This window comes from Micromonospora sp. SH-82, assembly GCF_051132485.1.
Taxonomy (GTDB): Bacteria; Actinomycetota; Actinomycetes; order Mycobacteriales; family Micromonosporaceae; genus Micromonospora.
Genome location: NZ_CP148049.1, coordinates 1,378,185 through 1,403,273, shown reverse-complemented (window position 1 = coordinate 1,403,273; position 25,089 = coordinate 1,378,185). Strand labels below are relative to the sequence as shown.

At 72.3% G+C, this 25,089-nt stretch carries 20 protein-coding genes, 2 pseudogenes and 1 riboswitch; of the genes and pseudogenes, 15 read left to right on the top strand and 7 right to left on the bottom strand.

The window, feature by feature from the left end; genetic code table 11:
- Positions 1-243 precede the first annotated feature (243 nt).
- From WHN02_RS06540 to WHN02_RS06480, 13 genes are all read left to right on the top strand, one after another.
- Positions 244-1,512: an aspartate aminotransferase family protein gene (locus WHN02_RS06540; RefSeq protein WP_434742516.1), complete on the top strand. Its 1,269-nt coding sequence runs from the start codon at positions 244-246 to the stop codon at positions 1,510-1,512.
- The gene (locus WHN02_RS06535) at positions 1,509-2,573 is read left to right on the top strand and encodes a zinc-dependent alcohol dehydrogenase (protein WP_434742515.1); all 1,065 of its coding nucleotides are present in this window, start codon (positions 1,509-1,511) and stop codon (positions 2,571-2,573) included. Before WHN02_RS06540 ends, WHN02_RS06535 begins: the two co-directional genes overlap by 4 nt.
- Positions 2,566-3,717 carry a glycosyltransferase gene (locus WHN02_RS06530; protein WP_434742514.1) on the top strand — a complete coding sequence of 384 codons (1,152 nt, stop codon included), beginning with the start codon at positions 2,566-2,568 and terminating at the stop codon, positions 3,715-3,717. The genes WHN02_RS06535 and WHN02_RS06530 overlap by 8 nt, the downstream gene beginning before the upstream one ends.
- 1 nt (position 3,718) lies before the next feature.
- Positions 3,719-4,606, top strand: coding sequence for an inositol monophosphatase family protein (locus WHN02_RS06525; RefSeq protein ID WP_434742513.1), 888 nt, complete (start codon positions 3,719-3,721; stop codon positions 4,604-4,606).
- A complete protein-coding gene (locus tag WHN02_RS06520) occupies positions 4,603-6,219 on the top strand; it encodes a glycosyltransferase family 2 protein (RefSeq protein WP_434742512.1) in 1,617 nt (538 codons plus the stop codon). Before WHN02_RS06525 ends, WHN02_RS06520 begins: the two co-directional genes overlap by 4 nt.
- Positions 6,220-6,304: 85 nt before the next feature.
- On the top strand, positions 6,305-7,195 hold the full coding sequence (locus WHN02_RS06515; RefSeq protein ID WP_434742511.1) for an LLM class flavin-dependent oxidoreductase: 891 nt from the start codon (positions 6,305-6,307) through the stop codon (positions 7,193-7,195).
- 44 nt (positions 7,196-7,239) lie between these two features.
- Entirely contained in the window at positions 7,240-9,285 is a 2,046-nt protein-coding gene (locus WHN02_RS06510) for a HelD family protein (protein ID WP_434742510.1), read from the top strand.
- A 180-nt stretch (positions 9,286-9,465) separates the two neighbouring features.
- Positions 9,466-10,731: a serine hydrolase domain-containing protein gene (locus WHN02_RS06505; RefSeq protein WP_434742509.1), complete on the top strand. Its 1,266-nt coding sequence runs from the start codon at positions 9,466-9,468 to the stop codon at positions 10,729-10,731.
- Between the two features lie 96 nt (positions 10,732-10,827).
- A complete protein-coding gene (locus WHN02_RS06500) occupies positions 10,828-11,484 on the top strand; it encodes a transporter (RefSeq protein ID WP_434742508.1) in 657 nt (218 codons plus the stop codon).
- A complete protein-coding gene (locus WHN02_RS06495) occupies positions 11,481-11,792 on the top strand; it encodes a transcriptional regulator (protein WP_434742507.1) in 312 nt (103 codons plus the stop codon). The genes WHN02_RS06500 and WHN02_RS06495 overlap by 4 nt, the downstream gene beginning before the upstream one ends.
- Positions 11,789-12,748, top strand: a complete 960-nt coding sequence (locus WHN02_RS06490) for an ABC transporter ATP-binding protein (RefSeq protein ID WP_434742506.1) — start codon at positions 11,789-11,791, stop codon at positions 12,746-12,748. Before WHN02_RS06495 ends, WHN02_RS06490 begins: the two co-directional genes overlap by 4 nt.
- Before the next feature lie 10 nt (positions 12,749-12,758).
- Positions 12,759-13,496, top strand: a complete 738-nt coding sequence (locus WHN02_RS06485; RefSeq protein WP_434742505.1) for an ABC transporter permease — start codon at positions 12,759-12,761, stop codon at positions 13,494-13,496.
- Between the two features lie 118 nt (positions 13,497-13,614).
- Complete coding sequence (locus WHN02_RS06480) at positions 13,615-14,397, top strand: VOC family protein (protein WP_434742504.1); 783 nt, start codon at positions 13,615-13,617, stop codon at positions 14,395-14,397.
- 66 nt (positions 14,398-14,463) lie between these two features.
- Here the strand turns inward: WHN02_RS06480 and WHN02_RS06475 are convergent, their stop codons facing one another.
- The 7 genes and pseudogenes from WHN02_RS06475 to mqnE all read right to left on the bottom strand — a co-directional run bounded on the left by WHN02_RS06475 (position 14,464) and on the right by mqnE (position 21,290).
- Positions 14,464-15,282, bottom strand: a complete 819-nt coding sequence (locus tag WHN02_RS06475) for an ABC transporter ATP-binding protein (RefSeq protein ID WP_434742503.1) — start codon at positions 15,280-15,282, stop codon at positions 14,464-14,466.
- Entirely contained in the window at positions 15,279-16,370 is a 1,092-nt protein-coding gene (locus tag WHN02_RS06470) for a FecCD family ABC transporter permease (RefSeq protein ID WP_434742502.1), read from the bottom strand. Before WHN02_RS06470 ends, WHN02_RS06475 begins: the two co-directional genes overlap by 4 nt.
- An 88-nt stretch (positions 16,371-16,458) precedes the next feature.
- Positions 16,459-17,394 carry an ABC transporter substrate-binding protein gene (locus tag WHN02_RS06465; RefSeq protein ID WP_350894371.1) on the bottom strand — a complete coding sequence of 312 codons (936 nt, stop codon included), beginning with the start codon at positions 17,392-17,394 and terminating at the stop codon, positions 16,459-16,461.
- A 94-nt stretch (positions 17,395-17,488) separates the two neighbouring features.
- A riboswitch (cobalamin riboswitch) is annotated at positions 17,489-17,634 on the bottom strand.
- A 91-nt stretch (positions 17,635-17,725) separates the two neighbouring features.
- Positions 17,726-19,045, bottom strand: a pseudogene (locus WHN02_RS06460) (M14 family metallopeptidase); the annotation flags it as partial.
- A 300-nt stretch (positions 19,046-19,345) separates the two neighbouring features.
- Positions 19,346-19,624 (bottom strand): annotated as a pseudogene (locus WHN02_RS06455) (DUF4229 domain-containing protein); the annotation flags it as partial.
- A 52-nt stretch (positions 19,625-19,676) separates the two neighbouring features.
- Positions 19,677-20,096: a hypothetical protein gene (locus WHN02_RS06450; RefSeq protein WP_350894373.1), complete on the bottom strand. Its 420-nt coding sequence runs from the start codon at positions 20,094-20,096 to the stop codon at positions 19,677-19,679.
- A 24-nt stretch (positions 20,097-20,120) separates the two neighbouring features.
- Positions 20,121-21,290, bottom strand: coding sequence for an aminofutalosine synthase MqnE (gene mqnE / locus WHN02_RS06445; RefSeq protein ID WP_350894374.1), 1,170 nt, complete (start codon positions 21,288-21,290; stop codon positions 20,121-20,123).
- A 223-nt stretch (positions 21,291-21,513) separates the two neighbouring features.
- Between mqnE and WHN02_RS06440 the strand changes: the two genes are divergently transcribed.
- Both WHN02_RS06440 and WHN02_RS06435 read left to right on the top strand, forming a co-directional pair.
- Positions 21,514-23,133, top strand: a complete 1,620-nt coding sequence (locus tag WHN02_RS06440; protein WP_434742501.1) for an NlpC/P60 family protein — start codon at positions 21,514-21,516, stop codon at positions 23,131-23,133.
- A 264-nt stretch (positions 23,134-23,397) separates the two neighbouring features.
- Positions 23,398-24,624 carry a hypothetical protein gene (locus WHN02_RS06435; protein ID WP_434742500.1) on the top strand — a complete coding sequence of 409 codons (1,227 nt, stop codon included), beginning with the start codon at positions 23,398-23,400 and terminating at the stop codon, positions 24,622-24,624.
- The last annotated feature ends 465 nt before the right edge of the window (positions 24,625-25,089 follow it).

Sequence of the window (25,089 nt, the reverse complement as noted above, 5' to 3'; positions counted from 1 at the left end):
TTATGCACATCCCGATGGGAGCGCTTCCACGATTTCGAGGGCGACGGTCGGAGACGTACCAAGGAATTGTTGAACAAGGCCGGGGCAACCACCTGGCGCAAGACCGAAGAACTGTCAGGTGTCCGACACTCCCCCAGGTCAGGGGCGAGCGTACGACCCCTCAGACCCGATGACCTCGGTGTGCGGCGTCGCCTCACCCGCCGCTCACCCCTGCCCGGAAAACAGCACGGAAAGGAAAGAGAATTGACTTCCAGTGTGACCGAGGCGCTCTCGTCAGGATTGAGCGGGTACACCGGCGAGGGAATCTATCTGTACGCCGACGGACAGCAGTACATCGATTGCGCGTCCGGGACCTTCAATCTCTCTCTCGGCTATTCGGCGAAACCGGTGGTCGACGCACTGCACGCTCAACTCGACCGCTGCTCACACCTCTCCTCGGACTTCACCAGGGAGAAGTCCCGGCAGATCTTCGACAAGATGCGCGAATTCCTGCCGGCCCACATCGGGGCGTTCTGGTTCCGGGACATCACCGGATCCGGGGCGAACGAGGGTGCCATCCGGATCGCACAGAAGGCCACCGGCAAGACCGACATCTTCTCGCTGTTCCTGTCCCACCACGGGCAGACCGTCGGGTCGACGGGGGTCTCGGGGAACGCCTTCCGGCACCGCAGCTTCACCCTGCCGTTCGCCAACTCCGTCAAGATCCCGGCTCCGGACTGCGCCAACTGCTTCTACTCCCAGCAGCCCGGACGGTGCGGGATGCTCTGCGCCACCCGGCTGGAGGACTTCGTCGAGTACGCCTCCAGCGGCCAGGTCGCGGCGCTGCTCGTCGAACCGGTCCTCGGCAACGGCGGGAACATCGTGCCGCCGGCCGGATACTTCCGGACGCTCCGGGAGACCTGCGACAGGCTGGGCATCCTGATCATCGCCGACGAGGTGCAGACGGGCTTCGGGCGTACCGGATCGTTCTTCGCCTCCACCGGCTTCGCCCGGGAACTCCGGCCGGACGTGATCACCTTCGCCAAGGGCGCCGGCGGGATCGGCGTACCGGTCGCCGGTGTCCTCATGCGCTCCGAGCTCGACGTCCTCGACCCGTGGGAGCACTCCTCCACCTCCGGGGCGAACCCGCTCTCCCTGGTGGCCCTGGAGGAGACCGTCAGGTACCTGCGCGACCACCGGGTGCTGGAGAACGTGGAGACCGTGTCCGGGCCGCTCCGGCAGGGGCTGACCGACCTGGCGCGGCGCTTCCCCGGGATGTCGAACGTACGGGGCGTCGGCCTGATGCTCGCCTTCGACCTCCCCACCAGCCTGGACGTCCAGTCCTTCATCACCACGGCCCGGGAGCACGGGCTGATCGTGCGCGGCAGCCGGTACGGCTTCGGCCGGACCGTCAAGATCCGCCCCCCACTGATCATCACCCCGGACGAGGTACGGGAACTCCTCGTCCGACTCTGCGACGCACTCCGCGCCTACCACCGGGAAGGCGCCTACGACCGGGAGGGTCAGCCGTGAAGGCACTCACCTACCACTCCGCCTGGGACATCGAGCTGCGCGACCTGCCCGACCTGCACGCCGTCGGCGACGACGACGTGGTGGTCGACATCAGGTTCTGCGGCATCTGCGGCACCGACCTCGGCATCGTCTCCGGCGGATACCCGGTGGCGGTCGGCGGGGTGACCCTCGGCCACGAGGCGAGCGGGATCGTCGCCGAGGTCGGCCCGGCGGTCACCGAGGTCGCCGTCGGAGACCGGGTGGTGATCAACCCGACCCCGTTCTGCGGTCGGTGCCGGATGTGCCGGACCCAGCGGATCAACCACTGCGTGAACAAGCACGGGACGGAGAGCGGGGTCAGCTACGACGGGGCCTTCGCCGACAGGTACCGGACCACGTCGGCGTACGTGCACCGGCTCCCGGACCACGTCTCGCTGAAGGCGGCGGCGCTGGTCGAGCCGCTGAGCTGCGTCCTGGCCGGGGTACGCAAGATCCAACCCCCGTCGTCGGCCGCGTACACGTACGTCTTCGGGGCCGGTCCCCTCGGCCTGCTCTACACCTGGGCGCTGTCGCTGAGGGGGCTGACCCCGGTGGTGGTCGAGCACTCCCCGGCTCGGCTCGCCTTCGCCCGGGACCGGCTCCCCGAGGGGGTACGGGCGTACGCCTCCCTCGCCGAGGCCCGTACCGGGTTCTTCGGGGATCCGGCCGCCCCGCTGGACGTGGTGGTGGACACCACCTCGGTCCTGCTGGAGGAGCTGTTCGACCAGTTGGCCTGCGGCGGGACGTACCTGGGGATCGGGTTGAAGCGGCAGGTGGCAGCGATCGACACCATGCTGCTGGCCGACCGGAGCCTGTCGGTGATCGGCTCGATCGACTCGCTGCACGGCTCCTTCGTGGAGGCGTTCCACCTGGTCACCTCGGGTCGGATCCCGACCGAGCGGCTGGTCAGCCACGTGGTGCCGCTCGCCGACTACCGCAAGGGCTTCGCCGCGCTGGGGTGCGACGTGGACGCCCGCCGGTTCGGCCCGACCGACGAGAGCAGCTGCAAGGTCCTGCTGGCCCCGGGCGGCCTCGATGAGTGATCCGAAGATCAGCGTGGTGGTGCCGTACCGGGACCGGTTGGACAACCTGCGGCTCGCCTTCGCCGCCCTGGCCGACCAGACCCTGCCCACCGACGAGTTCGAGGTGGTGGTCGGTGCCCTGGAACTCAGCGACGGCTACCTCGCCCTGTGCCGGGAGTACGCCGACCGGCTGCACGTCGTCTCGGTGGTGGCGGCGGTCCCGTGGCAGGTCGGCCACGCCCGCAACCTCGCCGTCCGGCAGGCCACCGGGGAGGTCCTGGTGCTGATGGACGTGGACATGGCCCTGCCCCCGGACTGCCTGGCCGAGCTCTACGAACGGCACTTCGGGTACGGGCAGCGGGTGTGCCTGGTCGGGCAGATGCTCGACTACGACAACAACACCGGTGACGTGGTCGAGGTCGACCTGCGCCCCTACGAGCACTACCGGAAGGTCCTCGCCGATCTGGCCGTCGACGGTCCCGGCGCCGTCGACCCCCGGGTCACCGCCCGGCACGTCATCCCCTGGTCGTTCGCCTGGACCGCGCTGGTCGCCCTGCCCCGGGCGCTGGTCACCGCGCACGACCTCACCTTCGACAGGAACTTCCACGGGTACGGGGTGGAGGACCTGGAGTGGGCGTACCGGGTGGCCCGGACCGGGACCCCCATCGTGCTGGGCCGGGACTTCTGGGGTCTGCACCTGCCCCACCTGCGCGACGTCGCGGCGAACAGGCGCACCGAGGGCCCCAACTACCGGTACTTCCTGCGCAAGTGGCCGGCGAACGACGTCGAGCTGGCCTGTGCGGTCGGCGACTTCGAGGCCAACGAGGCGTACCCGGACTTCCGGCGGGCGGTCGAGGCCGCCGCCGCGACGCCGGGCGGATCGCTGGCGGTGGTCCGGGACGGTACGTCGTCGCACCTGGTCCTCGGGGTGCCGGTCGACGCCTCCGGTGCGTGGGACACCGCCGCCGTGGCGGACGTGATCGGGGCCGCCCCACCGGCCGAGGTGCTGCCGATCGCCGGGATCGCCCTGCCGTACGACGACGACAGCTTCGCCCGGTGCACGGTCCTCCCGGCGGCCCGTCGGCTGCCTGGGGCGTACCGGGAGCGGGTGCTCGCCGAGGCGCGGCGGGTGGGTGTCGGTCCTGTCGACCTGGTGGGGGACTGACGTGCCCACCCGGACCGGGCCGACGCCCCGCAGCGACACCGCCGCCCCGGTCACCGACGCCGGATCCGCCGAACTCCTCGCCGTCGCCACCGCCGCGGCCCTGGCCGGCGGTGCCGAGCTGCGGCGACGGGCCGGCCGGACCCGCCTGGTCGGGGTCAAGACCACTGGCACCGACCCGGTGACCGAAGCCGACCTGGCCAGCGAGGCGGCGGTGATCGGCCGGATCGCCGAGGACCGGCCCGACGACGGCGTCCTCGGCGAGGAGGGCGCCGACCGGGCCGGTACGACCGGCCTCCGGTGGGTGGTCGACCCCCTCGACGGCACCGTGAACTACCTGTACGGCCTCCCCGACTTCGCGGTCAGCGTCGCCTGCGAACTGTGGGTCGCCACCGACCCCGGCCACCGGCCCGGCACGTCCGGCGGCCGTTGGTCGGGGGTGGTCGGGGTGGTCCACGACCCGGTACGCGGCGAGACCTTCACCGCCGTACGCGGCGGGGGCGCACACCTCGACGGGTCCCCGCTCACCGTCGCCGACCCGGTCGAGACGGCGCACGCGCTGGTCGCCACCGGGTTCGGCTACTGCGCCTCGTCCCGGGTCCGGCAGGCCGACACGGCGAACCGGGTCGTCCCGGCGGTCCGGGACGTCCGCAGCAACGGCAGCGCCGCCCTCAGCCTGTGCTGGGTCGCCGCCGGCCGCTACGACGCCTTCTACGAGGACGAACTGGCCCACTGGGACTGGGCCGCCGGGGCGCTCGTCGCCCGGGAGGCCGGGGCGCTCGTCACCGGTCTCGGCACCGGGGTCCTGGTGGCCGGTCCCACCCTCCACGAGCGGCTCGGCCGACTCGTGTCCCCCCTACCGTCGCGTCAGGAAGCAGAGACGACACCATGACCTCCTACCGACTCCAGCAGACCACCGACCGGGACCCCTGGTACCTGCCCGTCCTCTTCGTCGCCTTCCTCGTCCTGGCCGCCGTCTTCGCCGTGTGGCGGACCGCCGTCGTGAACTGGGACGTCTGGTACGGCCCGCTCGCCTGGGGGGCGGAGCTGTTCGGCCTGGCCACCTCGGTCATGTTCGTGCTCAGCCTCCGCCGTGCCGTCCGGCCGGTGCCCCGGGTGGTCACCGGGACCACCAGGACCGTCGACATCCTGATCCCCACCCTGAACGAACCGATAGCCGTCCTGGAACCCACTGTCATCGGGGCGACCCGGGTCCGGGGCGTACGCGCGGTCCTGGTCCTCGACGACGCCGCCCGCCCGGAGGTCCGCGACCTGGCCGAACGGTACGGTGCCCGGTACCTGGCCCGGACCGAGCGGGTCGGGGCCAAGGCCGGGAACCTCAACTTCGGGCTCACCGACACCGACGCCGAGTTCGTCGTCACCCTCGACGCCGACCACGTGCCGCTGCCGGAGCTGATCGAGCAGACCGTCGGCTACTTCGACGACCCCGAGGTGGCTGTGGTCCAGTCGCCGCAGTCGTTCTACAACACCGAGTCGTTCACCTTCCGCCGTCGGCGGGGCGACGACGCCGGATGGCACGAGCAGGCGATGTTCTACGGCGGCATCCAGCCCACCAAGAACCGCACCAACAGCGCCATCTACACCGGCACCTCGGCGATGCTGCGGCGCAGCGCACTGGAGACCGTCGGCGGGTTCGCCCCGGACACCCCGACCGAGGACATCCACACCTCCCTGCGGCTGCACACCCGGGGCTGGCGGTCGGTGTACCTGCGCACCCCGCTGGCGTACGGGTTGGAGGTGGAGAACCTCCAGGAGTACTACCGGACCCGACGGCGGTGGGCGTCGGGGAGCCTGCGTCTGCTGCTGCGTCACCCGGACTCCCCCCTGTGGGTACGCGGCCTCACCCTCTCGCAGCGACTCAACTACCTGAGCGCGATGGTCACCCACCTGCAGGGACTGAACCGGGTGCTCTACCTGGTCGCCCCGATCGCTGCGGTGGCGACCGGGGTGGCCCCGGTCAGCGGCCCCTACGCCGTGTACGGATTCGCCTTCCTGGCGTTCATGGTCGTGTCCGTCTGCACCGTCGTCCTCTTCGGACGGGGGCACTACCACCTGGTGCACAGTGAGGCGTTCGGGGTGGCCGACACCCTGCCGATGATCGACGCACTCCGGGACCTGCCGGGTGGGGAACGCGGATTCGGGGTCAGCCGCAAGCGGACCGGCCGGGGCGGCGCATCGGGGCTCACCTGGGCGTACCGGGGGTTCGCGGCGGTCAACCTGGGTGGGCTCGGGCTCGCTCTGGCCCGCCTGGTGCAGGGCGAGCACACGGTCATCGCGGCCTGGTCGGCGGCGTTCCTCGCGCTCGGTTCGGCGTACGCCCTCGCCTTCCTGGTCACCATGGAGCGGTACGAGCGGCGGGCCGGGGTGCCGTCGTACCTCGGGCTCACCGCCGAGGAGTTGTACCAGCACGTCGTCGGACTCTCCACCGGGGACGAGGCCGTCGCGGCGCGTCCCGCCGGGCCGCAGCCCGTACCCACCGCCTGACCGATCGCCCCGGAGGGACCCCTTCCACATCGGAATGCGATAGGAAGGGGTCCTTCCCTTCACCAGTCCTGAGGAGGTGGGGACGATGACAGTCCTCGGTGTCGTCCTACTGCCGCAGTCGCCCCCGGAGCGGATGCGGGCCGTGGTCCGCGCCGCCGACGAGGCGGGGCTCGACGAGTTGTGGCTCTGGGAGGACTGCTTCCTCACCAGCGGGATCAGCAGCGCGGCGGCGGCGTTGGCCTGGACCGACCGGCTGCGGGTGGGCGTCGGCCTGCTGCCCGTACCGCTGCGCAACGTGGCGTTGACGGCGATGGAGACGGCCACCCTCCACCGGCTCTTCCCCGGCCGGGTGCACGTCGGGGTGGGCCACGGGGTGCAGGAGTGGATGGGGCAGGTCGGCGCGCGGGTCGACTCCCCCGTCACCCTCCTGCGGGAGTACGTCACCGCGCTGCGGGCGCTGCTCGCCGGTCGCCGGGTCACCTGCGCCGGCCGGTACGTCGACCTCGACGACGTCGCCCTGGACTGGCCGCCCACCACTGCGGCCCCGATCCGGGTCGGCGCCGTCGGTCCCCGCACGCTGCGCCTGTCCGGGGAGATCGCCGACGGGACGATCCTCACCGGCGGTACCACCCCGGACCAGCTCCGCCGGGCCCGGCGGCTCGTCGACGAGGGGCACGCCGCAGCGGGGCGCACCGACCCGCACCCGATCACCGTCTACCTGCACGCCGCGACCGGCCCGGACGCCGCCGCCCGGATGGAACGCGAAGGCGCCCGCTGGGGGTACGACTCGACTGCCGACGTGACCGTCACCGGCGACGCCGAGCAGATCGCCGCCGGGGTGGCCCGGTGGGCCGAGGCCGGAGCGGACACGGTGGTCCTGCAACCCACCCCCGACGATCCCGACCCGGAGGGTTTCGTCCACTTCACCGCCGCCGAGGTCCGCCCCCTGCTGGGGGAATCCGGTGGAGGTCGCTGACGGAAGACGGTAGGGTTCGCAGCCCACCGAAGCCGGAGTGCGTCATGCCCGCAGCCGACCCGACCCGCACCGCGACCGACCCGCTCGCCGCCGAGCAGGCGCACCTGACCCTGTCCCGGGCCGCCCTGCGGCGGATGCGGGAACGGGCCGAGGCGTTGTACGCCACCGGCGACCGGGTTGCCGGGGACGCGTACACCGCCGAGCAGCTCGGCCGGCACCTGTCCCGGCGGGTCACCGAGCTGGCCGACCACCCGGACGCACCGCTGTTCTTCGGCAAGCTCACCTTCGCCCTGACCCATCCGGAGCACGGGGGTCGGGCGTACCACGTCGGGCGGCGACACGTCACCGACGAGACGGGTGAGCCCCTGGTGCTGGACTGGCGGGCACCGCTGTCCCGGCTGTTCTACCGGGCCGGTGCCCGGGACCCCCGTCAGGTGGCGGTCCGCCGCCGGTTCGGGTTCGACAGGGGGACGCTCACCAGCTTCGAGGACGAGCACCTGGAACGGGGTGAGGAGCTGGGTACGGCCAGCCGGATCCTCACCGGCGAGATCGAGCGTCCCCGGTCGGGGCCGATGCGAGACATCGTCGCCACCATCCAACCCGAGCAGGACGAACTGGTCCGGGCCGACCTGGACACCTCGATCTGTGTGCAGGGCGCCCCGGGCACCGGGAAGACAGCGGTCGGGCTGCACCGGGCCGCGTACCTGCTCTACCTGCACCGGGAGCGGCTGCGCCGTTCGGGTGTGCTCGTGGTCGGGCCGAACCGGGCCTTCCTGGCGTACATCGCCGCCGTCCTGCCCGCCCTCGGCGAGGTGGAGGTCGAGCAGACCACAGTGGACGAACTCGTCGGCCGGATTCCGGTACGCGCCGTGGACCCCCCGGAGGTGGCCGCCCTCAAACACGACGTACGGCTGGCCGAGGTGCTCCGCCGGGCCGTCGACGCGTACGTGACCGGGGCGACCGAGCCGATCGTGGTCTCCGACGGCTCGTACCGGTGGCGGATCGGGGTCGACCCGCTGAACCGGATCGTCGCGCAGACCCGTGCGGAGGGGCTGCCGTACGCGGTGGGCCGGGAGCGGGTCCGGGCCCGGGTGGTGGCTCTGCTGCAACGGCAGGCGGAGGAGCGGCGCGCCGAGTCGCCGAGCGACACCTGGCTGCGTCGGATGGGCCGGGTCGGGCCGGTCGTGGCCTTCCTCGACGCGGCCTGGCCGCCGCTGACCCCGGAGGGGGTGCTGCACCTGCTCCGCACCGACGGGCAGCGGCTGGCGGAGGCCGCCGACGGGGTGCTCACCCTGCAGGAGCAGGAGCTGTTCCGGTCGGGCCGGATCGGGCGGACCCCGAAGGCGACCCGCTGGACCGCCGCCGACGCGGTCCTCGTCGACGAGGTCGCCGGGTTGTTGGAGCGTCCGCCCGGGTTCGGGCACGTCGTGGTCGACGAGGCGCAGGACCTCTCCCCGATGCAGTGCCGGGTGCTCGCCCGGCGCAGCGAGCACGGGTCGGTGACCCTCCTCGGTGACCTGGCCCAGGGGACCGCCCCGTGGGCGGCCACCGACTGGCGGGAGTCCCTGGTCCACCTGGGCAAACCGGACGCGGCGGTGGTGCCGTTGACTGTCGGGTTCCGGGTGCCCGCCGTCGTCGTGGAGTTGGCCAACCGGCTGTTGGCGACGCTCGCCGTCGACGTCCCCCCGGCGGAGTCGTTACGCCGGGACGGGGCGTTGGAGGTGCGTACCGTGGCGGATCCGGTGGCGGCGACGGTGGCGGAGGTCCGGGCGGCGCTGGCGCACGACGGGTCGGTGGGGGTGATAGCCGCGGACGCGACAGTGGACCGGCTCCGGACGGCGTTGGCCGACGCCGGGATCCCCGCCGCGACCGCCGACGAGGTCACCGCCGACTCGCGGGTCACCGTCGTCGGCGCGACAGCCGTCAAGGGCCTGGAGTACGACCACGTGGTGGCAGTGGAACCGGCGGCGATCGTGGCGGCCGAGCCACGCGGGTCGAACCGCCTGTACGTGGTCCTGACCCGGGCGGTCTCCCGACTCACAGTCCTGCACGCCGAGCCGCTGCCCGTCGCCCTGACCGGTGACGGGTGAGCCGTCGGGGTCCGTCGCCCTGACCGGTGACGGGTGAGTCGTCGGTCCGTCACGCGGGGGACCGGTCGGTGCCGTCGGTCCTCCCCGGGAACCATTCCGATGTCGGCATCCAGCGGGATTCGTCACTGGATTCGGGGCCACAGGATGAAGGTGTCTTGTTTCGTCCCCGAGGGAGGGCACATGAACAGATCACGTCGCCGCCTGCTGTCGGCCGCCTGCGGGGCGGTGGTGGCATCGGCCGTCCTGGTCGGCGGAAGTACCCCCGCGCTCGCCGAAGGGCGGCCGGGTCGTCCCCCGGGGATGCCCGCCGACGTCCTCGCCGCCGACCTGGCGAAGGTCACCGAGGCGGGCATGCCGGGGGTGCTGGCCCAGGCCCGGGACGGCCGGGGTGCCTGGAACGGTGCCAGCGGGGTGGCCGACGTGGACACCGGTCGGCCGATGCAGCCGCACATGCGGCACCGGGTCGGCAGCGTCACCAAGACCTTCATGGCGGCCACCGTCCTGCAACTGGTCGGGGAGCGTCGGGTGGCGTTGGACGCGCCGGTCGCCCGGTACCTGCCGGACCTCGCCCCGAGCGGGGTCACCGTACGGATGCTGCTCAACCACACCAGCGGCATCGGCACGTACGACGCTGTCCTCTTCTCGACCCCCGAGGGCGTCGAGGAGCACCGGGACAGCACGTTCAGCCCGCGTCAGCTGGCCCGGATCGGGCTGGACATGCCGCGTACCGGAGCGCCCGGGGAGGGGTTCTCCTACTCCAACACCAACTACGTCCTGGCCGGACTGGTGGTGGAGAAGGTGACCGGCCGGTCCGCCACCGAGGAGATCACCCGGCGGATCATCAAGCCGCTCGGGCTGCGGCACACCGTCTTCCCCGGCACGAAGCCACGGATCACCGGGCCGCACAGTAAGGGCTACCTGCCGTGGCACGAGAGTGTGCTGCGCGACTTCAGCGTCTACAACATGAGTTGGGCGTGGACTGCCGGTGAGCTGGTCTCCACCACCGACGACCTGAACCGGTTCTACCGGGCGCTGCTGTCCGGGAAGGTGCTGGGCGCCAAGGAGCTGCGGGAGATGCAGCGGACCGTGTCGGTCGGTCCGGACCAGATCGTGGACGGGTACGGCCTGGGCATCTACCGGATCAACCTGCCCTGCGGGCCGGCGTGGGGGCACGACGGTGTCGTCTTCGGTTACAGCACAATGTCGTTGCACTCGCCGGACGGGACCCGGCAGGTGACGATCGCCGACAACGTGACCCACTACGGGGTGCCGGGTCAGCCCGACCCGATCCTGGAGGCGAAGCTCGGGTTCGTCGTCACCGCCCTCTGCGGTCCGGCCGCCTCGTCCGGTTCCGCCGAGAAGCTGCGTTCCGCCGCCGCCCCGCTGACGCTGCCCGTCACCGCCCCCGGCACCACCGACCTGATCCGTCCTCTCCCGCCCCGCTGACCTGGCATCGAGTGGGGGGCGGCGTCGACACCCGACGTCGCCCCCCGCTCGTCGTCGACTGGCCCCGCCTCGACTTTGTGGTTTAAAGTAGTTTGCGTGAACACCGACGAGGACCTGCCGCCGAAGGACCCCGCCGACGCCCTGCGCCTCATCGACGAGCAGCGGACCACCGCCGCCCGCCGTCTCGAACCGAATCCCCTGGTCTACTACGTACCCTGGGGTTCGGCCTGGCTGATCGGCTTCGGGCTGCTCTTCCTCCGGTTCCCTCCCACCGACGAGCCCCTCGTCGACATGCCGGGCTGGCTGCCCCTGGCCACGTTGTTCACCCTGCTCGGCACGGCCGGGGTGATCACCGCAGTGGCCGGGATCAGGTCCCAGGGCCACGTCGCCGGATCCTCCGCCCGCCGGGGCGCCTGGTACGGCTGGTCCTGGCCGCTGGCGTTCCTGACCCTGTTCGCGGCCGCCTCCCAGGTCTCCGACACACTCCCGCCGGACCTGACCGGGCTGCTCTGGTCGGCGCTCTCGGTGGGGATCTCCGGAATCCTGCTCATGGCAGGCGGAGCCGTCTTCCTGGACCGGGGGCTCTTCCTCCTCGGTGTCGCAGTCATCGTCGTCAACCTGGTCGGCACCTTCGCCGGCCCCGGCTGGCACTCCCTCGTCGTCGCCGTCGCCGGTGGAGGCGGGATGCTCCTCACCGGGCTGGTGACCTGGCCACGCTGCCGACCCCGGAGCCAGGGCCGGGGCCGGAGGTGACCGAACTCGACCCGGTGATCCACGCCCAGGCCCGCCTCCGGGTGGTCGCCTCCCTCTCCGCCCTCGGCGAGGGCGACCAGGCCGCCTTCCCCTGGCTCCAGGAGATCCTCGGCATGACCGCCGGGAACCTCTCGGTCCACCTGCGCAAGCTGGAGGACGCCGGTTACGTCGCGGTCACCAAGACCCACCGGGGGCGGACCCCCACCACCCTGATCGCCCTCACCCGACGGGGGCAGCTGGCCTTCGAGGAGTACACGGCCGCCATCCACGCCCTGCTCACCCCCACCGACAAGAAGGAGCCGACATGATCCTCGCCCGTGCCGAGCAGGCCACCCGGCGGTACGGCGACGTCCTCGCCCTCGACCGGGTCGACCTCGACGTCCGCGCCGGTGAACTGGTCGGGCTGCTCGGTCCCAACGGGGCGGGCAAGTCGACGCTGCTCAACCTGCTCGTCGGGCTACGCCGACCCAGCTCCGGACGGGTGGAGCTGTTCGGCGGGGACCCGCGTGACCCGGCGTACCGGCGGTCTGTCGGTGCCACCCCGCAGGAGACCGGGCTGCCCGGCACCCTGCGGGTCGGGGAGGTCGTCGAGTTCGTCAGCCGGCACTACCCCGACCCGGTCCCCCGTGACGAACTGCTCGACCGGTTCGGCCTCACCGACCTGGTACGCCGACAGACCGGCGGGCTCTCCGGCGGGCAGCGACGGCGGCTCGCCGTGGCGCTGGCCTTCGTCGGCCGCCCCCGACTGGTCCTGCTCGACGAGCCGACCACCGGACTGGACGTCGAGGCCCGGCACGTCCTGTGGGAGGCCGTCCGGGCCTTCCACGCCGACGGCGGAACGGTGCTGCTCACCAGCCACTACCTGGAGGAGATCGAGGCCCTGGCGCAACGGGTGGTGGTGATCGGGCAGGGCCGGGTGCTCGCCGACGACACCGTCTCGGCCGTCCGGGGCGTGGTGGGCCTGCGCCGGGTCAGCCTCACCGCCGACCGGCTCCCGGAGCTGCCCGGGGTGGCCCGGGTCGAACACGCGCAGGGGCGGGTCCACCTGCTCACCGCCGACGCCGACCAACTGGTCCGCGACCTCGTCACCGCCCACGTCGACTTCCGGGACCTGGAGGTACGCCCCACCTCGCTGGAAGAGGCGTTCCTCGCCATCACCACCGACGGCCGGACCGACACCGACACGCCGACCACCGGGAACCGGACCGACGCCGTGCCCCTCCCCGGGAACCGGACCGACGCCGACGTGCCGACCACCGCCTGAGGAGACAGCCGTGCGACTCGCCCTGGCCCACGCCCGCTACCAGCTCCTGGAACTGTTCCGGACCCCGATCGCCGTGGTGGGCAGCGCCTTCTTCCCCGCCGCCGCGATGATCTTCTTCGTCGTACCGGCCGTCGGCGACGAGCAGGTCGCCGCCACGTACGCCACCGCCGCGATGGTCACCTTCGCCGTGATGAGCGCCAACATCTTCCAGTACGGCATCGGGGTGGCCGAGGACCGCGCCCTGCCCTGGGACCCGTACCTGCGGACCCTGCCCGCCGGATCGGCCCCCCGGTTCGCCGGTCGGGTGCTGGCCGGGCTGGCCATGACCTACCTGTCCCTGATCCCCGTGGTGGTGATCGCGGCGACCCTCACCGAGGCCCGGACGGGCGCGGCCCGACTCGCCCTCGCCGCCGCCGTCGTCGGCCTGGTCTCGGTGCCGTTCACGCTGATGGGGCTGGCCATCGGATACTCGTTGCCGGCCAAGGCGGCGATCGTCGTGGCGCAGGTCGTCTTCTTCCCGCTGGCCTTCGGCGGAGGGCTGCTCTCCGGCCCCGGTCAGGCCCCCGGATTCATCGAGGCGATCGCGCCGTACCTGCCGACCCGGGGGGCCGTCGAACTGATGTGGGCGGCGGTCGGCGACTTCCGACCCGAACCACTCTCGCTGGTCATGCTCGGGGTGTGGATCGTCGCCCTCGGCTCCCTCGCCGGGTGGGCCTACCGACGGGACGAGGGACGCCGGTTCAGCTGAACCGTACGCCCGCCCCCATCTGACCGGTTCGGCTGCGCCGGTCGACGCGACGGTGCCACGATTCGGACAGGGGCGCCCCGTCCGGCGTCACCGAACCGGTACGGCGGAGGGGGCGGGCGTGGCGAACGTACCACCGGGTGTGCCCTGCTGGGCCGACCTGGCCACCGCCGACCTGGCCGCGGCGAAGCGGTTCTACACCGAGCTCTTCGGGTGGACCGGTCGGGTCACCCCCCAGCCGGAGGCGGGCGGGTACACCACCTTCCTCCTGGACGGGCTGGCCGCCGCCGGGGTCGGCCCCCCGGCCACCCCGGAACAGGTGCCGATCTGGTCCACCTACGTCGCCACCGACGACCCGGAGCTGGTCGCCACCCGAGTCGAGGCGGCCGGCGGACAGGTGGTGGTCCCCCCGTTGCAGATCTTCGACCAGGGACGGATGGCGGTCTTCGCCGACCCCGCCGGTGCCACGTTCAGCGTCTGGCAGCCGATGGAGATGCGTGGTGCCGAGGTGTTCAACGCCCCCGGCGCGATGAGCTGGACCGAACTGGTCACCCCCGACCCGGAGGGCGCGAAGACCTTCTACGAGCTGGTCTTCGGCTGGCAGCCGGAGGACCACTCCACCGACCCGGTCACCTACACCGGCTGGCGGTGCGGGGACCAGGTGGTCGCCGGGATGATGCCGCCGATCGGGGACGGGTTCTCCGCCGGACTGCCCGCGTACTGGTCGGTGTACTTCGCGGTGGCCGACGCCGACGCGGCGGCGGTCCGCGCCACCGAACTGGGCGGTGACGTGCTGGTCCCGCCGATGGACGCCCCCGCCGGTCGGACGGCCGCACTCCGCGACCCCCAGGGCGCCCTCTTCTGGATAGTCACCCTCCGCCCCGAAGGAAGGGCCCCTTACTGACGCATACGGTCGAGAGGGGTCCCCTTCTCGCAGTCGAGCCCCGGGGAGGCAGGGGTGCGGCTCGGGTCACTGGTGTCGGCTGTGGCGGCGGCGGACGGGAACGACGACGGGGCCGTGCTCGCCCTGGATCACCCGTACGGTGGCCCGGTAGTGCTCGGTCAGCAGTTCCTCGGTGAGCACCTCCCGGGGTGGGCCGACCGCCACCACCCGCCCCTGCGCCAACAGCACCAGCCGGTCGGCGTACTCACCGGCGAGGGAGAGGTCGTGCATCGTGGCCAGTACGGTGAGCCCGTGCTCGCGCCGGAGCCTGTCGACCAGCTCCAGCACCTCCTGCTGGTGGCCGATGTCCAGGGCGCTCGTCGGCTCGTCGAGCAGCAGGAGGGTGGCGCCCTGGGCCAACGCCCGGGCCAGGAAGACCCGCTGTCGTTCCCCGCCCGAGAGGGTGTCCAACTCCCGGCGCGCGAAGTCGAGCAGGTCGAGTTGGGCGAGGACGTCCCAGGTCGCGGCGAGGTCGGCGGCCGACTCCCGGCCGAGGGCCGGAATGTGCGGGGTCCGGCCGAGCAGGACGTAGTCCAGCACCGCCATGCCGGGGGGTACGGCCGGGGACTGCGCGACGGTGGCCACCGTCCTGGCCCGGTCCCGACGCCGCAACGCCGCGCTGGGCGTACCGAAGAGGGTGACGGTGTCCGCCACGGGCAGGAGGCCGCCGACGGCACGCAACAGGGTGGACTTCCCGGCGCCGTTCGGTCCGATCACGGCGACCCACTCACCGGCCGTCACGGTGAGGTCGACCCCGGACAGGACCGGCACCCCGCCCAGGTCGACCCGCAGGTCCCGGACCTGGACGGCCGGTCCTGCCGGGGTGGGGAGATGTCCGGTGCTCATACCGTCAGCCGCCGACTGGTCCGCAGGACCAGGACGAAGAACGGGCCACCGAGCAGGGCGGTGACCACCCCGATCGGGATCTCCCCGGGCGCGGCGACGGTCCGGGCGACGACGTCGGTCAGGGTGAGGAAGGCCCCGCCGAAGAGCAGCGAGAGTGGGAGGATCACCCGGTAGCTGGATCCGGCGAGCAGCCGGAGGGCGTGCGGGACGATGATCCCGACGAAGCCGATCAGCCCGGCGGCGGCCACCGCCGCGGCGGTGCCGAGGGAGGCGGCGGCGATCAGCAGGTACCGGGACCGCTGCGGGTGCAGCCCGAGGCTGGTCGCCTCGTCGTCGCCGAGGGACAGGACGTCGATCTCCCGCCGGTGCAGGAGCACCACCGCCACGGTGATCACGAAGTACGGCAGGACCATCCGGACGTCGCCCCACCCGGCGGTGGCCAGCCGGCCCAGCAGCCACGAGTAGACCTGCTGGATGCTGTCGGCGTTGCGTTGCAGCAGGTAGGTCTGGCCGGCGGAGAGGAACGCGGAGACCGCCACCCCGGCCAGGATCAGTGTCACCGGTGACCGGTGGCGGCCCTGTGCCGAACCGAGCAGGTACGTCATCAGGACCGCACCGAGCGCCCCGCCGAACGCGGCCAGGGGGACGGTCACCGGCATCGCGCCGATGGCCGCGCCCCCGAGGGCGATGACCGTGGTGACCGCGAGTCCCGCCCCGGCGGCCACCCCCAGCAGGTACGGGTCGGCCAACGGGTTGCGGAACACCCCCTGGTAGCAGCCACCGGCCAGGGCGAGCAGCCCGCCGACGAGCAGACCGAGCACCGCCCGGGGGAGCCGCAGCTCGGTGACGATGGCGATCTCCCGTTCGGAGAGGCCGCTGTCGAGGCGTACTCCGGGGATCAGGTTGAGCAGTTCCGCCGCGACGCTCAGCGGAGGAAGGCTGACCGGGCCGAGGGACACCCCGACGACGAGCGCCACGGCGACGGCCACCAGGCCGGCGACCAGCCAGCCCGGCCGCAACCCGGCCGGCGCGCCGCCGGGTCGGGCGGGCACGCCGGACCGGGTCGTCGCGCCGGGCCGGTGGGTCATGTCGGATCGACTGTCGGGTGAGGCCGGTCGGCCATGTCGGGGCCGAGGGCTGCCGCGTCGGGCCGGTGGGTCATGTCGGGGTCGAGGGTCAGGCCGGGACCTTGGCGACCGCGTCCACGATCGCCCGCAGCAGGTCGACCACGCGCGGACCCCAGCGCGAGGCGACGTCGTCGTCGAGGGCCACGATCTGGTTGTTCTTCACGGCGGTCAGCCCGGACCAGCCGCTACGCTCCTTGACCGTCTCCGCCGACTGCTGGCAGCACTTGGTGTCGGCCAGGAAGATGAAGTCCGGGTCGGCCTGGACGATGACCTCCTGGGACAGCTGCGGGTAGCCGCCCTGCTTGCCGTCCGGGTCCGCGGCGTCGGCGATGTTCTCCAGACCCACCTGGCTGTAGAGCGAGCCGATGAAGGTCTTGCTGGTGGCGGAGTAGAGCTCCGGTCCCAGCTCGTGGAAGTAGGTCAGCTTCTCGGCACGCTGCGGCAGGTCGGCGACCAGCTTGGCGATGTCGTCGCGCATCCGCTTGGTGACGTCGGCGGCGCCGTCGGCGTTGCCGGTGAGGGTCCCGAGGTCGGTGATCTGCTGGTACGAGTCGTCCAGAGTGGTCGCCGCCGGGGCCAGGAAGACCGGGATCTTCAGCGTGGTCAGCTGATCCACGATCTTGTTCATGTCGTTGGAGAGGACCACCAGGTCCGGGTTCTTCCCGGCGATCGCCTCGGCGTTCGGCTGGAAGCCGGACAGGTCGGTCTTCGGTGCCTCGGCCGGGTGGTTCGACTGGTCGTCGACGGCGGTGACCTGGTCACCGGCCCCGATGGCGAAGAGCATCTCGGTGGCGGTCGCGGAGAGCGAGACGATCCGTTCGGGCCGCGCGTCGAGGGTCAGCTCCCCGACGGTCACCGGGTAGGCGGACCCGTTGCCGGGGCTGGGCGCGGTGGTGGGCTCGTCGGAGTTCTGCGCGCAGCCGGCGAGGGCGAGCGCGACGGCCGCGGTCACCGCCGCGAAGATCCGAGGGGTACGTCTGGACATCGGTGGTGCCTCCTGTCGGCCGAGGAGTCTGGTGCTTCGCCGACAGGGCAGAGGGTGGCCGCCGTCCGCGAGGCGCCCTTCCTCGAGAGCGCGGGTCGCGACCGTGCCGTAGGCGACCTGGCTCGTCCCCGCACGCGGTGCGGACGGGGCATCACAGTTGCGGGACAGCTCCGGTTTCGCACCGGCTTCGCTGCGGGACGGTCGCTAGCACCGTAGCGCACCTCCGGCCGACTTCGTTACCGCAGGTGGCACCGGGTGACGTGCGCTGCACCACCCCGAAAGGGTCGGGAGGGGTCCCTCCGATGACGAGGGACCCCTCCTCACTCGGTCAGCAGTACTGGGCCTGCTTGCCGATGGCCCGATACGGGCAGTCGGCGTACTCGCTGATCAACAGGACCGCGGTCCGGTTACGCGAGGTCTGGGCCGGGATCACCTCGTCGGGCGGGTAGAAGCCCCCGCCCCCGGAGCGTCCGGGGTACATCTCGAAGGTGTACGCCCAGATCCCGTGCTGCCCCCACATCCAGTCGATGCTGTCGCCGTCGGTGACGTACAGGTCGCTGGACTGCTGCGGGGTGTACCCGTTCGTGGCGGCCATCTGCTGGCCCAGTGTGGCGAAGGTGTTGTACTGGTCGGCCGTCATCCCGGTGGGGGTGTTCGCGGTCGTCCAGCCGAACGGCCAGAGCACCAGCTCGGAGTAGGTGTGGAAGTCGATGTTGGCCTTGATCTGCTGGACCCCACCGACGACCCGGCTGTTGACGAAGTTGCGCAGCGCTGCGGTCTCCGGCGCGGAGAAGGCCGACGGACCCCGGTAGGTGTCCGAGGCGGGGGAGCCGGACGATCCGCCACAGCAGCCCCACCGGTACGACCAGTTCCGGTTGAGGTCGGTGCCGACGAAGGCCGAGCCACTGTTGGGCTGCCGGTTCTTCCGCCAGGACCGGTACGACCCGGTGGCGATGTCGTACTCGCTGCCGTCGGGGTTGACGGTCGGGACGATCCAGATCTCCCGGGTGTTGACGATGTTGGTGACCCGGGTGTCCGAACCGTACGAGTCCGTGAAGAGGTTCAGCAGGTAGATCGCCATCTCCACGGTGAGGTGCTCGCGGGCGTGCTGCTGCGAGTTGAACAGGATCTCCGGCTCGTTCTCGTCGGTGGCGACGTTGTCGGAGATCTTCACCGCCATCAGGTCACGACCCTGGTACGACGAGCCGATGCTGATCTTGCGGGCGATGGTCGGGTGGTCGGCGACCACCTTGTTCACCACCGCCGTCAACTCCGCGTAGTCGTGGTAGTTGCTGTCGGCCGCCGGGAAGCCCATCGTGCTGAAGTCGTCGCCGTGGTCGTGGCCGTGCTCGTCGGCGGCGGGGACCGCCTCCAACCGGAAGCCCAGCCGGGTGATCTGGGCCGCCTCCGCTCGGGTGGCCGAGACGTGCAGCACCCCGTGCTCGACGAAGTCGATGGCGGCTCCGGTCCCGGCGACGGAGTTGCGGTCGGCGATCGTACGGGGTCCGAGCACCCGGTACTCGACGGTGGCCGATCCGGTGTCGCGGTCGGGGGAGGGCCGGGCGGAGACCGGCGCGGTGGCGGCGGCCACCAGCGACATGCCGACGACCATGGCGAACGCCAGGTGTCGACGGAGGGGGATACGGATCATGCGAGCCTCCTCGGGCGCGCCTGCCGCGTTCTGCGTCAGGCTCTCCACGCCCACTCACATGGTCATATCAACATGTGTCGCTGAGGCAATCATCCCGACCGGATCCTCATACCGGCAACGAGCTTCACCCTTGACGCAGTGGATGAAAACCGGCGCCACCCGCCACCGGTCGGAGCACCCCGGTCAGCGGGCGTCTTCCGGCCCGTCCGCCGAACGCCCGGTCGAGGTCCCAGAGCCGGTCGAGGTCCCGGAGCCGGTGGAAGTATCGGAGCCGGTCGAGGTCCCGGAGCCGGTGGAAGTATCGGAGCCGGTGGAGGTGTCGGGGTCGGCCTGCTGGTCCTCCCCGGCCAGGGCGGAACGCAGCCGCTCCTTCTCGACCCGGCGGCGCTCCGCCGCACCGGCCATCTCCTCGCCCATCTGATCCCGAAGCCCCCGCAGCAGCAGGAACGACAGGGCGGCGGAGAAGACCAGCGCCAGCAGCAACTTCAGGAACAGGCTCATCTGGACGAACCAGAGCGCCGCGAGCACCGCGACGAACAGCCCGACCCGGCCCAGCGTGTACTTGACCGCCGCGCTCACCCTGTCACTCCTCCTCCACGTCGCCGCAGGACCCGCGCCCCCGGCGTACCGGTCAACCCGTCCGGCGGGCCAGCCATCGCACGCCGGGGAACCAGACCACCGCGTACGTCACCGTCCAGGCCGCGGCACCCAGGGCACCCGAGGCCAGCGACGGCAGACCCGCCACCAACCCGGCGGTCACCAGTCCGACGACCACCCCGACCACTACCGCCACCAGCGCCGAGACCACCCGGGCGGCACCGAACTCCCAGGAGCGGAAGTCGTCCCAGAACAGCCACGCCGGGAGGATGACCGCGAGCCAACCGTTCGCCTGGCCGAACTCGCCGGCACCGAACCAGGCGAACGCCAGGTCGAACAGGACCAGCGCCAACGCCCCGATGACCACCCCGGCGAGCGCCACCCCGAGCAGGTCGCCAAGGGTCAGGATGCGCCCTTCGGCGTCCCGTCGGGGGAAACCACTCTGCTCACTCATGCCGGGGCCAGGGTACGCGGTGACTCAGGCCCAGACCTGCTGCGGCTCGGCGCGCCGCTGCGCCAGGGGCGGGGCGGGATCGTACTCCCGGACCACCTCGTAGCGGGTGTTGCGCTCGACCGGCTGGAAACCGGCGTCCCAGATCAGGTGGAGGAGGTCGTCGCGGTGCATCGTGTTGGGGGTGCCGTAGGAGTCCGCGTCGTGAGTGATCTTGTATTCGACGACCGAGCCGTCCAGGTCGTCGACGCCGAAGTTGAGCGACAGCTGGGCCACCGAGAGCCCGTGCATCACCCAGAAACACTTGACGTGGGGCACGTTGTCGAAGAGCAGCCGGGACACGGCGAAGGTCTTCAGCGACTCGGCCGGTGCCGCCATCGTCGTCCGGGCCTGGATCCGGTTACGGATCTTGCCGTCGGCGGAGTCGACGAAGTCGTGCTGGTAGCGCAGCGGGATGAAGACCGCGAAACCGCCGGTCTCGTCCTGGAGCTCCCGGAGCCGGAGGACGTGGTCCACCCGGTGCCGAGGCTCCTCGATGTGTCCGTAGAGCATGGTCGCGGGCGTCTTCATGCCCTTGTGGTGCGCCAGCCGGTGGATCCGCGACCAGTCCTCCCAGTGGCAGGCGTGGTCCACGATGTGCTGTCGGACCTCCCAGTCGAAGATCTCCGCACCACCACCGGTGAGCGACTCCAGACCGGCGTCCATCAGCTCGTCGAGGATCGCGTCGGCGGTGAGGCCGCTGATCTTCTCGAACCACTGCACCTCGGTGGCGGTGAACGCCTTGAGCTTGATCTTCGGCAGGGCGGCCTTCAGCTCGCGCAGCACCTTCGGGTAGTACCGCCAGGGCAGCGTCGGGTGCAGGCCGTTGACGATGTGCAACTCGGTGAGCTGCTCGTCCTCCATCTCCTTGGCCTTGCGGACCGCCTCGTCGATCCGCATCGTGTACGCGTCCTTCTCGCCCGGCTTGCGCTGGAACGAGCAGTACGCACAGGACGCCGAGCAAACGTTGGTCAGGTTGAGGTGCCGGTTGACGTTGAACATCACCCGGTCCCCGTTGAGTTCGGTGCGCCGGTGGTGTGCCAGCCGACCGAGCCAGGCCAGGTCGTCGCTGTCGTACAGGGCGACGCCGTCCTCCCGGGTCAGCCGCTCCCCGGCGTACACCTTCGCTTCCAGCTCACGCTTGAGTCCGGCGTCCATCGAAAGCCTCGTCCCTTCCACCTGCGATACGCGTCGAGCCTACGTCGGACGCCCGAGAGCGTCTCGGTACGGTCGGGCACGTCACCGTGCTCTCAGGTTCCTGTGACCCGTTCGCGTATCGACATCGTGGACCCGGTGCGGTAGGACAGGTAAGGGACGCCACACCAGTAGCGGACCCGACCCGTCGCGCCCACCAGGCGCGACCTGCGGGACGAGGAGCGGGATGGTCGACAGCGGGTACGGGCGGCGACGGACACGGAGGCGCCCGGTGATCTCGCCGGTGCTGCGCCCGAGGCTCTGGGCCGCGCTGCTCGGTGCGGTCGCCTCGGCGATCCTCTCCGCACCCGCGTACGCGGACCCACCGCTGCCCTCCACCGTGCCCGACAGCGGTTCCCGGCCGATCGCCGCAGGTGGCCTGCAACTTCCCGGGTCCCCCGCGCAGCCCGGTGTCCCCACCCTGCCGGGCGGCGGTGCGCCGACCACGGTGCCGACGAACCTCACCGCCGGCCCCCTGGGCACCCAGATCGCCCTCGCCGAGACGCAGCTCGGGCTGGTCAGCGACCAGGTGCTGGGGCTGGGACAGAAACGGACCGAGGCCGAGGCCCGGCTGGCCACCGCCAAGCAGAACCTGGAACTCGCCAGGCAGGCGCTGACCACCGCGCAGCTGAAGGCCGACCAGGCCGCGGCGGACACCCTCAAGGCCGCCGCCGCGCTGCCCCCCGGCGAGTTCGGCCAGGACCTGCACCACCTCAGCCAGCTCCAGCGGATCTCCCGAGGTGACAAGGCCCCCGGCGCCACCACCTCCACCGGTGGCGAACTGACCCGGGCCCGCGCCGCCGAGCAGGCCGCCGTCCAGGAGCTGAACGCCGCCGAGCTGGCGGCGCTCAACGCCCGGGGCGAGTACACGGTCCTCGACAAGACCCGCCGCGACCAGGAGACCAAGCTCCTCAAGCTGCGCCGGGACAACTCCGAGCAGCTGGTCCGGATCGAGCGGCAGCGCGACGCCGCCGAGGAGCAGCTCGGCGCGGGGTACGTCAACGGGGGCAGCTCCCAGGGGCTGACCGCCCACCCGCGTGCGCTGGCAGCCGTCCGGTACGCCATGGCCCAGCGTGGTGACCCGTACGAGTGGGCGAAGGAGGGACCCGACTCGTTCGACTGCTCCGGCCTGGTCTGGGCCGCGTACCGGTCGAAGGGAGCGGACTACTTCGGCCTGCCCCGGGTCGCCCGGGACCAGTACCGCCACACCAGCGGCCGTACCGTCCCCCGCACCGCCCTCCTCCCCGGCGACCTGGTCTTCTTCGCCAACGGGAGCAGCTGGCAGTCGATCCACCACATGGGCATGTACATCGGCGACGGCAAGATGGTCCACGCCCCCACCACCGGCGACGTGGTCAAGGTCTCCCCCGTCGGATGGTCCCGGTTGTACGCGGCGACCCGGGTGGTCGGCGCGGTCCCAGAGACGAAGCCGCCGGCCACCACCCCGCCCACGGCGAAGCCGACGCCGACGCCGTCGCCGACGCCGTCGGCCACTCCGAAGCCGACGCCGAAGCCCTCCACCTCGCCGAAGCCGCTGCCGACCAACCCGACCCCGGGCCCGACCAACCCGACGCCGGGCCCGACCAACCCCACCCCCGGGCCGACCACCCCCACTCCGGGGCCGACCACCCCGAAGCCGACCCCGTCGCCGACCACGCCGCCGCCACCACCGTCGCCGACCACCGAGCCGCCCGCGTCGGAGAACCCCGAGCCCACCCCGTCGGGCAGCCCTTCACCGTCGGCCGGGACGAGCAGCGCCGCCGGCGGTACGCCGAGGCCGAGCGACAGCGCCCACCCGGTCGACTGAGCCGGACACCGGACCGGGGGCGGCGTCCACCCGGCCACCGGTGATCGCGGGGAGTAACCGGGTGCTCCGGCTGTGCTGCGGGGCCGGAATGTGGCACCGTGACACCCAGGCATTACCGGCTCCCCTTCCGGGGCCGGATGCGGGGCGTTGGTGCGGAGGGCGAGCATGGGCGAAGAGCAGGTTCCGGTAACGGCTGTCGATCCGGGATCCGCGCCCGAACAGGCCGACCGGGTGCCGGGACCGGCACCGACCGGCCGAGCCAGCGTGCCGAGCTCCCCCCTTGCGCAGGCGGGCGGCGACCGCCCCGGTGCCACCCCGGCGACCGGTACGGCGCGGGTCGGTGTCACGGGCCGGGCCACGCCCCCGCAGGAGACCGCGAAGGGCCGGGCTCCCTCGGGTACCACCTACCGGGCGAAGTCGTCGACGCAGGAACGCCGGTCGAGGGCCTCCGCCGCCCCGTTCGCGGGTGGCGACACCCCGTCGGGCGGCCCCGCCCTACCCGGGCAGCGGGCCGGTCACCCGCCGACCGCCCCGGCGCGGGCCAGCGCCGCAGTTCCCGGCCTGAGCCCGGTCTCGGCCACCGAGGCCGCCGCCGCGACCGGAACCTCCACGAGCCGGGCGAACGTGTACGGCTCCACTCCCACCCCGGCCGCCCCCGCCGAACCGGACCGGCCCGAGCCCACACCGCCACAGGAGCCCGCCCCGGTGCCGGAGCCGACCCCACGGCCGACCGAGCCGCCGAAGCCGCCCGTGCCGGACCCGGAGCCGACCCCGGCTCCCGTGCCGGTCCCCGTACCGCCCCGGCCCCAGCCACCGGCCCCCACCCCGCCGGGGCCGGTCCCCCCGGTGCCCGGTCCCCCGGTGCCGCCGCCGGGTCCGGCGATTCCGCCACCACCGTCCCCGCCCGGTCCGATGCCGGCCCCGCCCTTCCCGCCGCCGCCGGTCAGCTCCGGTGCCGTGGCACCGCCGACCTCCGCCCCGCCGGTCGCCGCGCCTGCCTCACCCGCGCGGCCCGCCTCCGGGCCGCCGGCCACTCCGTGGGGCAACCCGCCGTCCTCCCCGCCTCCGCCCGCCACCGCGCCCACCCCGGGACCGAACGCCGGGTGGGGCGGACCGCCCGCGCCCGCCACCGCCGCCCTACCGACGACCGCACCGGCCGAGTCGGCCTGGCGCCCCCCGGCGGAGGCCGGGAGCAAGGCGTACGACGGTGGCCCGGACCTGGCCACCGCGGCGTACGGCGGCAGCACCACCGACGGTCCCGGCTTCAACACGGTGTCGTTCCCGTCCGGCAATCCGGCGGTGGAGAACTCCGGCTCGCTGACCGGGCACATCCTGGCGCAGGGTTGGGCGGAACCGGCCAACCAGAAGTCCAGCAACACCCGGGTGGTGATCGTCCTGGCCGTGGCGTTGACCCTGCTCGTCGCGATCAGTGTGCTCGTCGTCCTGCTGGCCGGGGACCTGATGGACGGGCTGTTCGGCGGCCTGGCCTGACCCTCACCGGGGGCTTGCCCCAACCCAACCAGCCTGACCTGGGAAGACGTCTCTCGTGCGGAGTGCGGCGGGTGAGCCCGCCCACTACCCGCGGACAGTGTCGTGGAGAGCCGGGAGCGACGCAGTACACTTGCACTGATCACTGACCTGGCGCGCTTCCGGCGCGCCCTTGGGCGATCTTGCGGGCGATCCGGCGGCGTTACCTGTCGTGGCGGGCCATCGCGAAGATGCGCCCCGCTCGAGAGGTTTTTCTTGACGACCACCGCTGTCAGCACGCCCCTGTCCGCCCTCGACACGCCGCAGGACGCCACGTCGGCGCAGGCCCTCGGCGATCTCGTTCCCGCCACCGGCGCCGGGGACATCGACCAGACCGCCCCCACGGGCGACACCGCAGCCGCCGAGGCCACCCCGGCGACGGACGCCACCGCCCGACCCGAAGAGACCGGCGCGGACGCCACTGCCGGA

Bases quoted from the DNA above. Each gene is read 5' to 3' on its own strand.
- WHN02_RS06530 (WP_434742514.1), top strand. From the start codon at position 2,566: ATGAGTGATCCGAAGATCAGCGTGGTGGTGCCGTACCGGGACCGGTTG.
- WHN02_RS06520 (WP_434742512.1), top strand. From the start codon at position 4,603: ATGACCTCCTACCGACTCCAGCAGACCACCGACCGGGACCCCTGGTAC.
- WHN02_RS06515 (WP_434742511.1), top strand. From the start codon at position 6,305: ATGACAGTCCTCGGTGTCGTCCTACTGCCGCAGTCGCCCCCGGAGCGG.
- WHN02_RS06510 (WP_434742510.1), top strand. From the start codon at position 7,240: ATGCCCGCAGCCGACCCGACCCGCACCGCGACCGACCCGCTCGCCGCC.
- WHN02_RS06505 (WP_434742509.1), top strand. From the start codon at position 9,466: ATGAACAGATCACGTCGCCGCCTGCTGTCGGCCGCCTGCGGGGCGGTG.
- WHN02_RS06490 (WP_434742506.1), top strand. From the start codon at position 11,789: ATGATCCTCGCCCGTGCCGAGCAGGCCACCCGGCGGTACGGCGACGTC.
- WHN02_RS06475 (WP_434742503.1), bottom strand. From the start codon at position 15,282: ATGAGCACCGGACATCTCCCCACCCCGGCAGGACCGGCCGTCCAGGTC.
- WHN02_RS06470 (WP_434742502.1), bottom strand. From the start codon at position 16,370: ATGACCCACCGGCCCGGCGCGACGACCCGGTCCGGCGTGCCCGCCCGA.
- WHN02_RS06465 (WP_350894371.1), bottom strand. From the start codon at position 17,394: ATGTCCAGACGTACCCCTCGGATCTTCGCGGCGGTGACCGCGGCCGTC.
- WHN02_RS06450 (WP_350894373.1), bottom strand. From the start codon at position 20,096: ATGAGTGAGCAGAGTGGTTTCCCCCGACGGGACGCCGAAGGGCGCATC.
- mqnE (WP_350894374.1), bottom strand. From the start codon at position 21,290: ATGGACGCCGGACTCAAGCGTGAGCTGGAAGCGAAGGTGTACGCCGGG.
- WHN02_RS06440 (WP_434742501.1), top strand. From the start codon at position 21,514: ATGGTCGACAGCGGGTACGGGCGGCGACGGACACGGAGGCGCCCGGTG.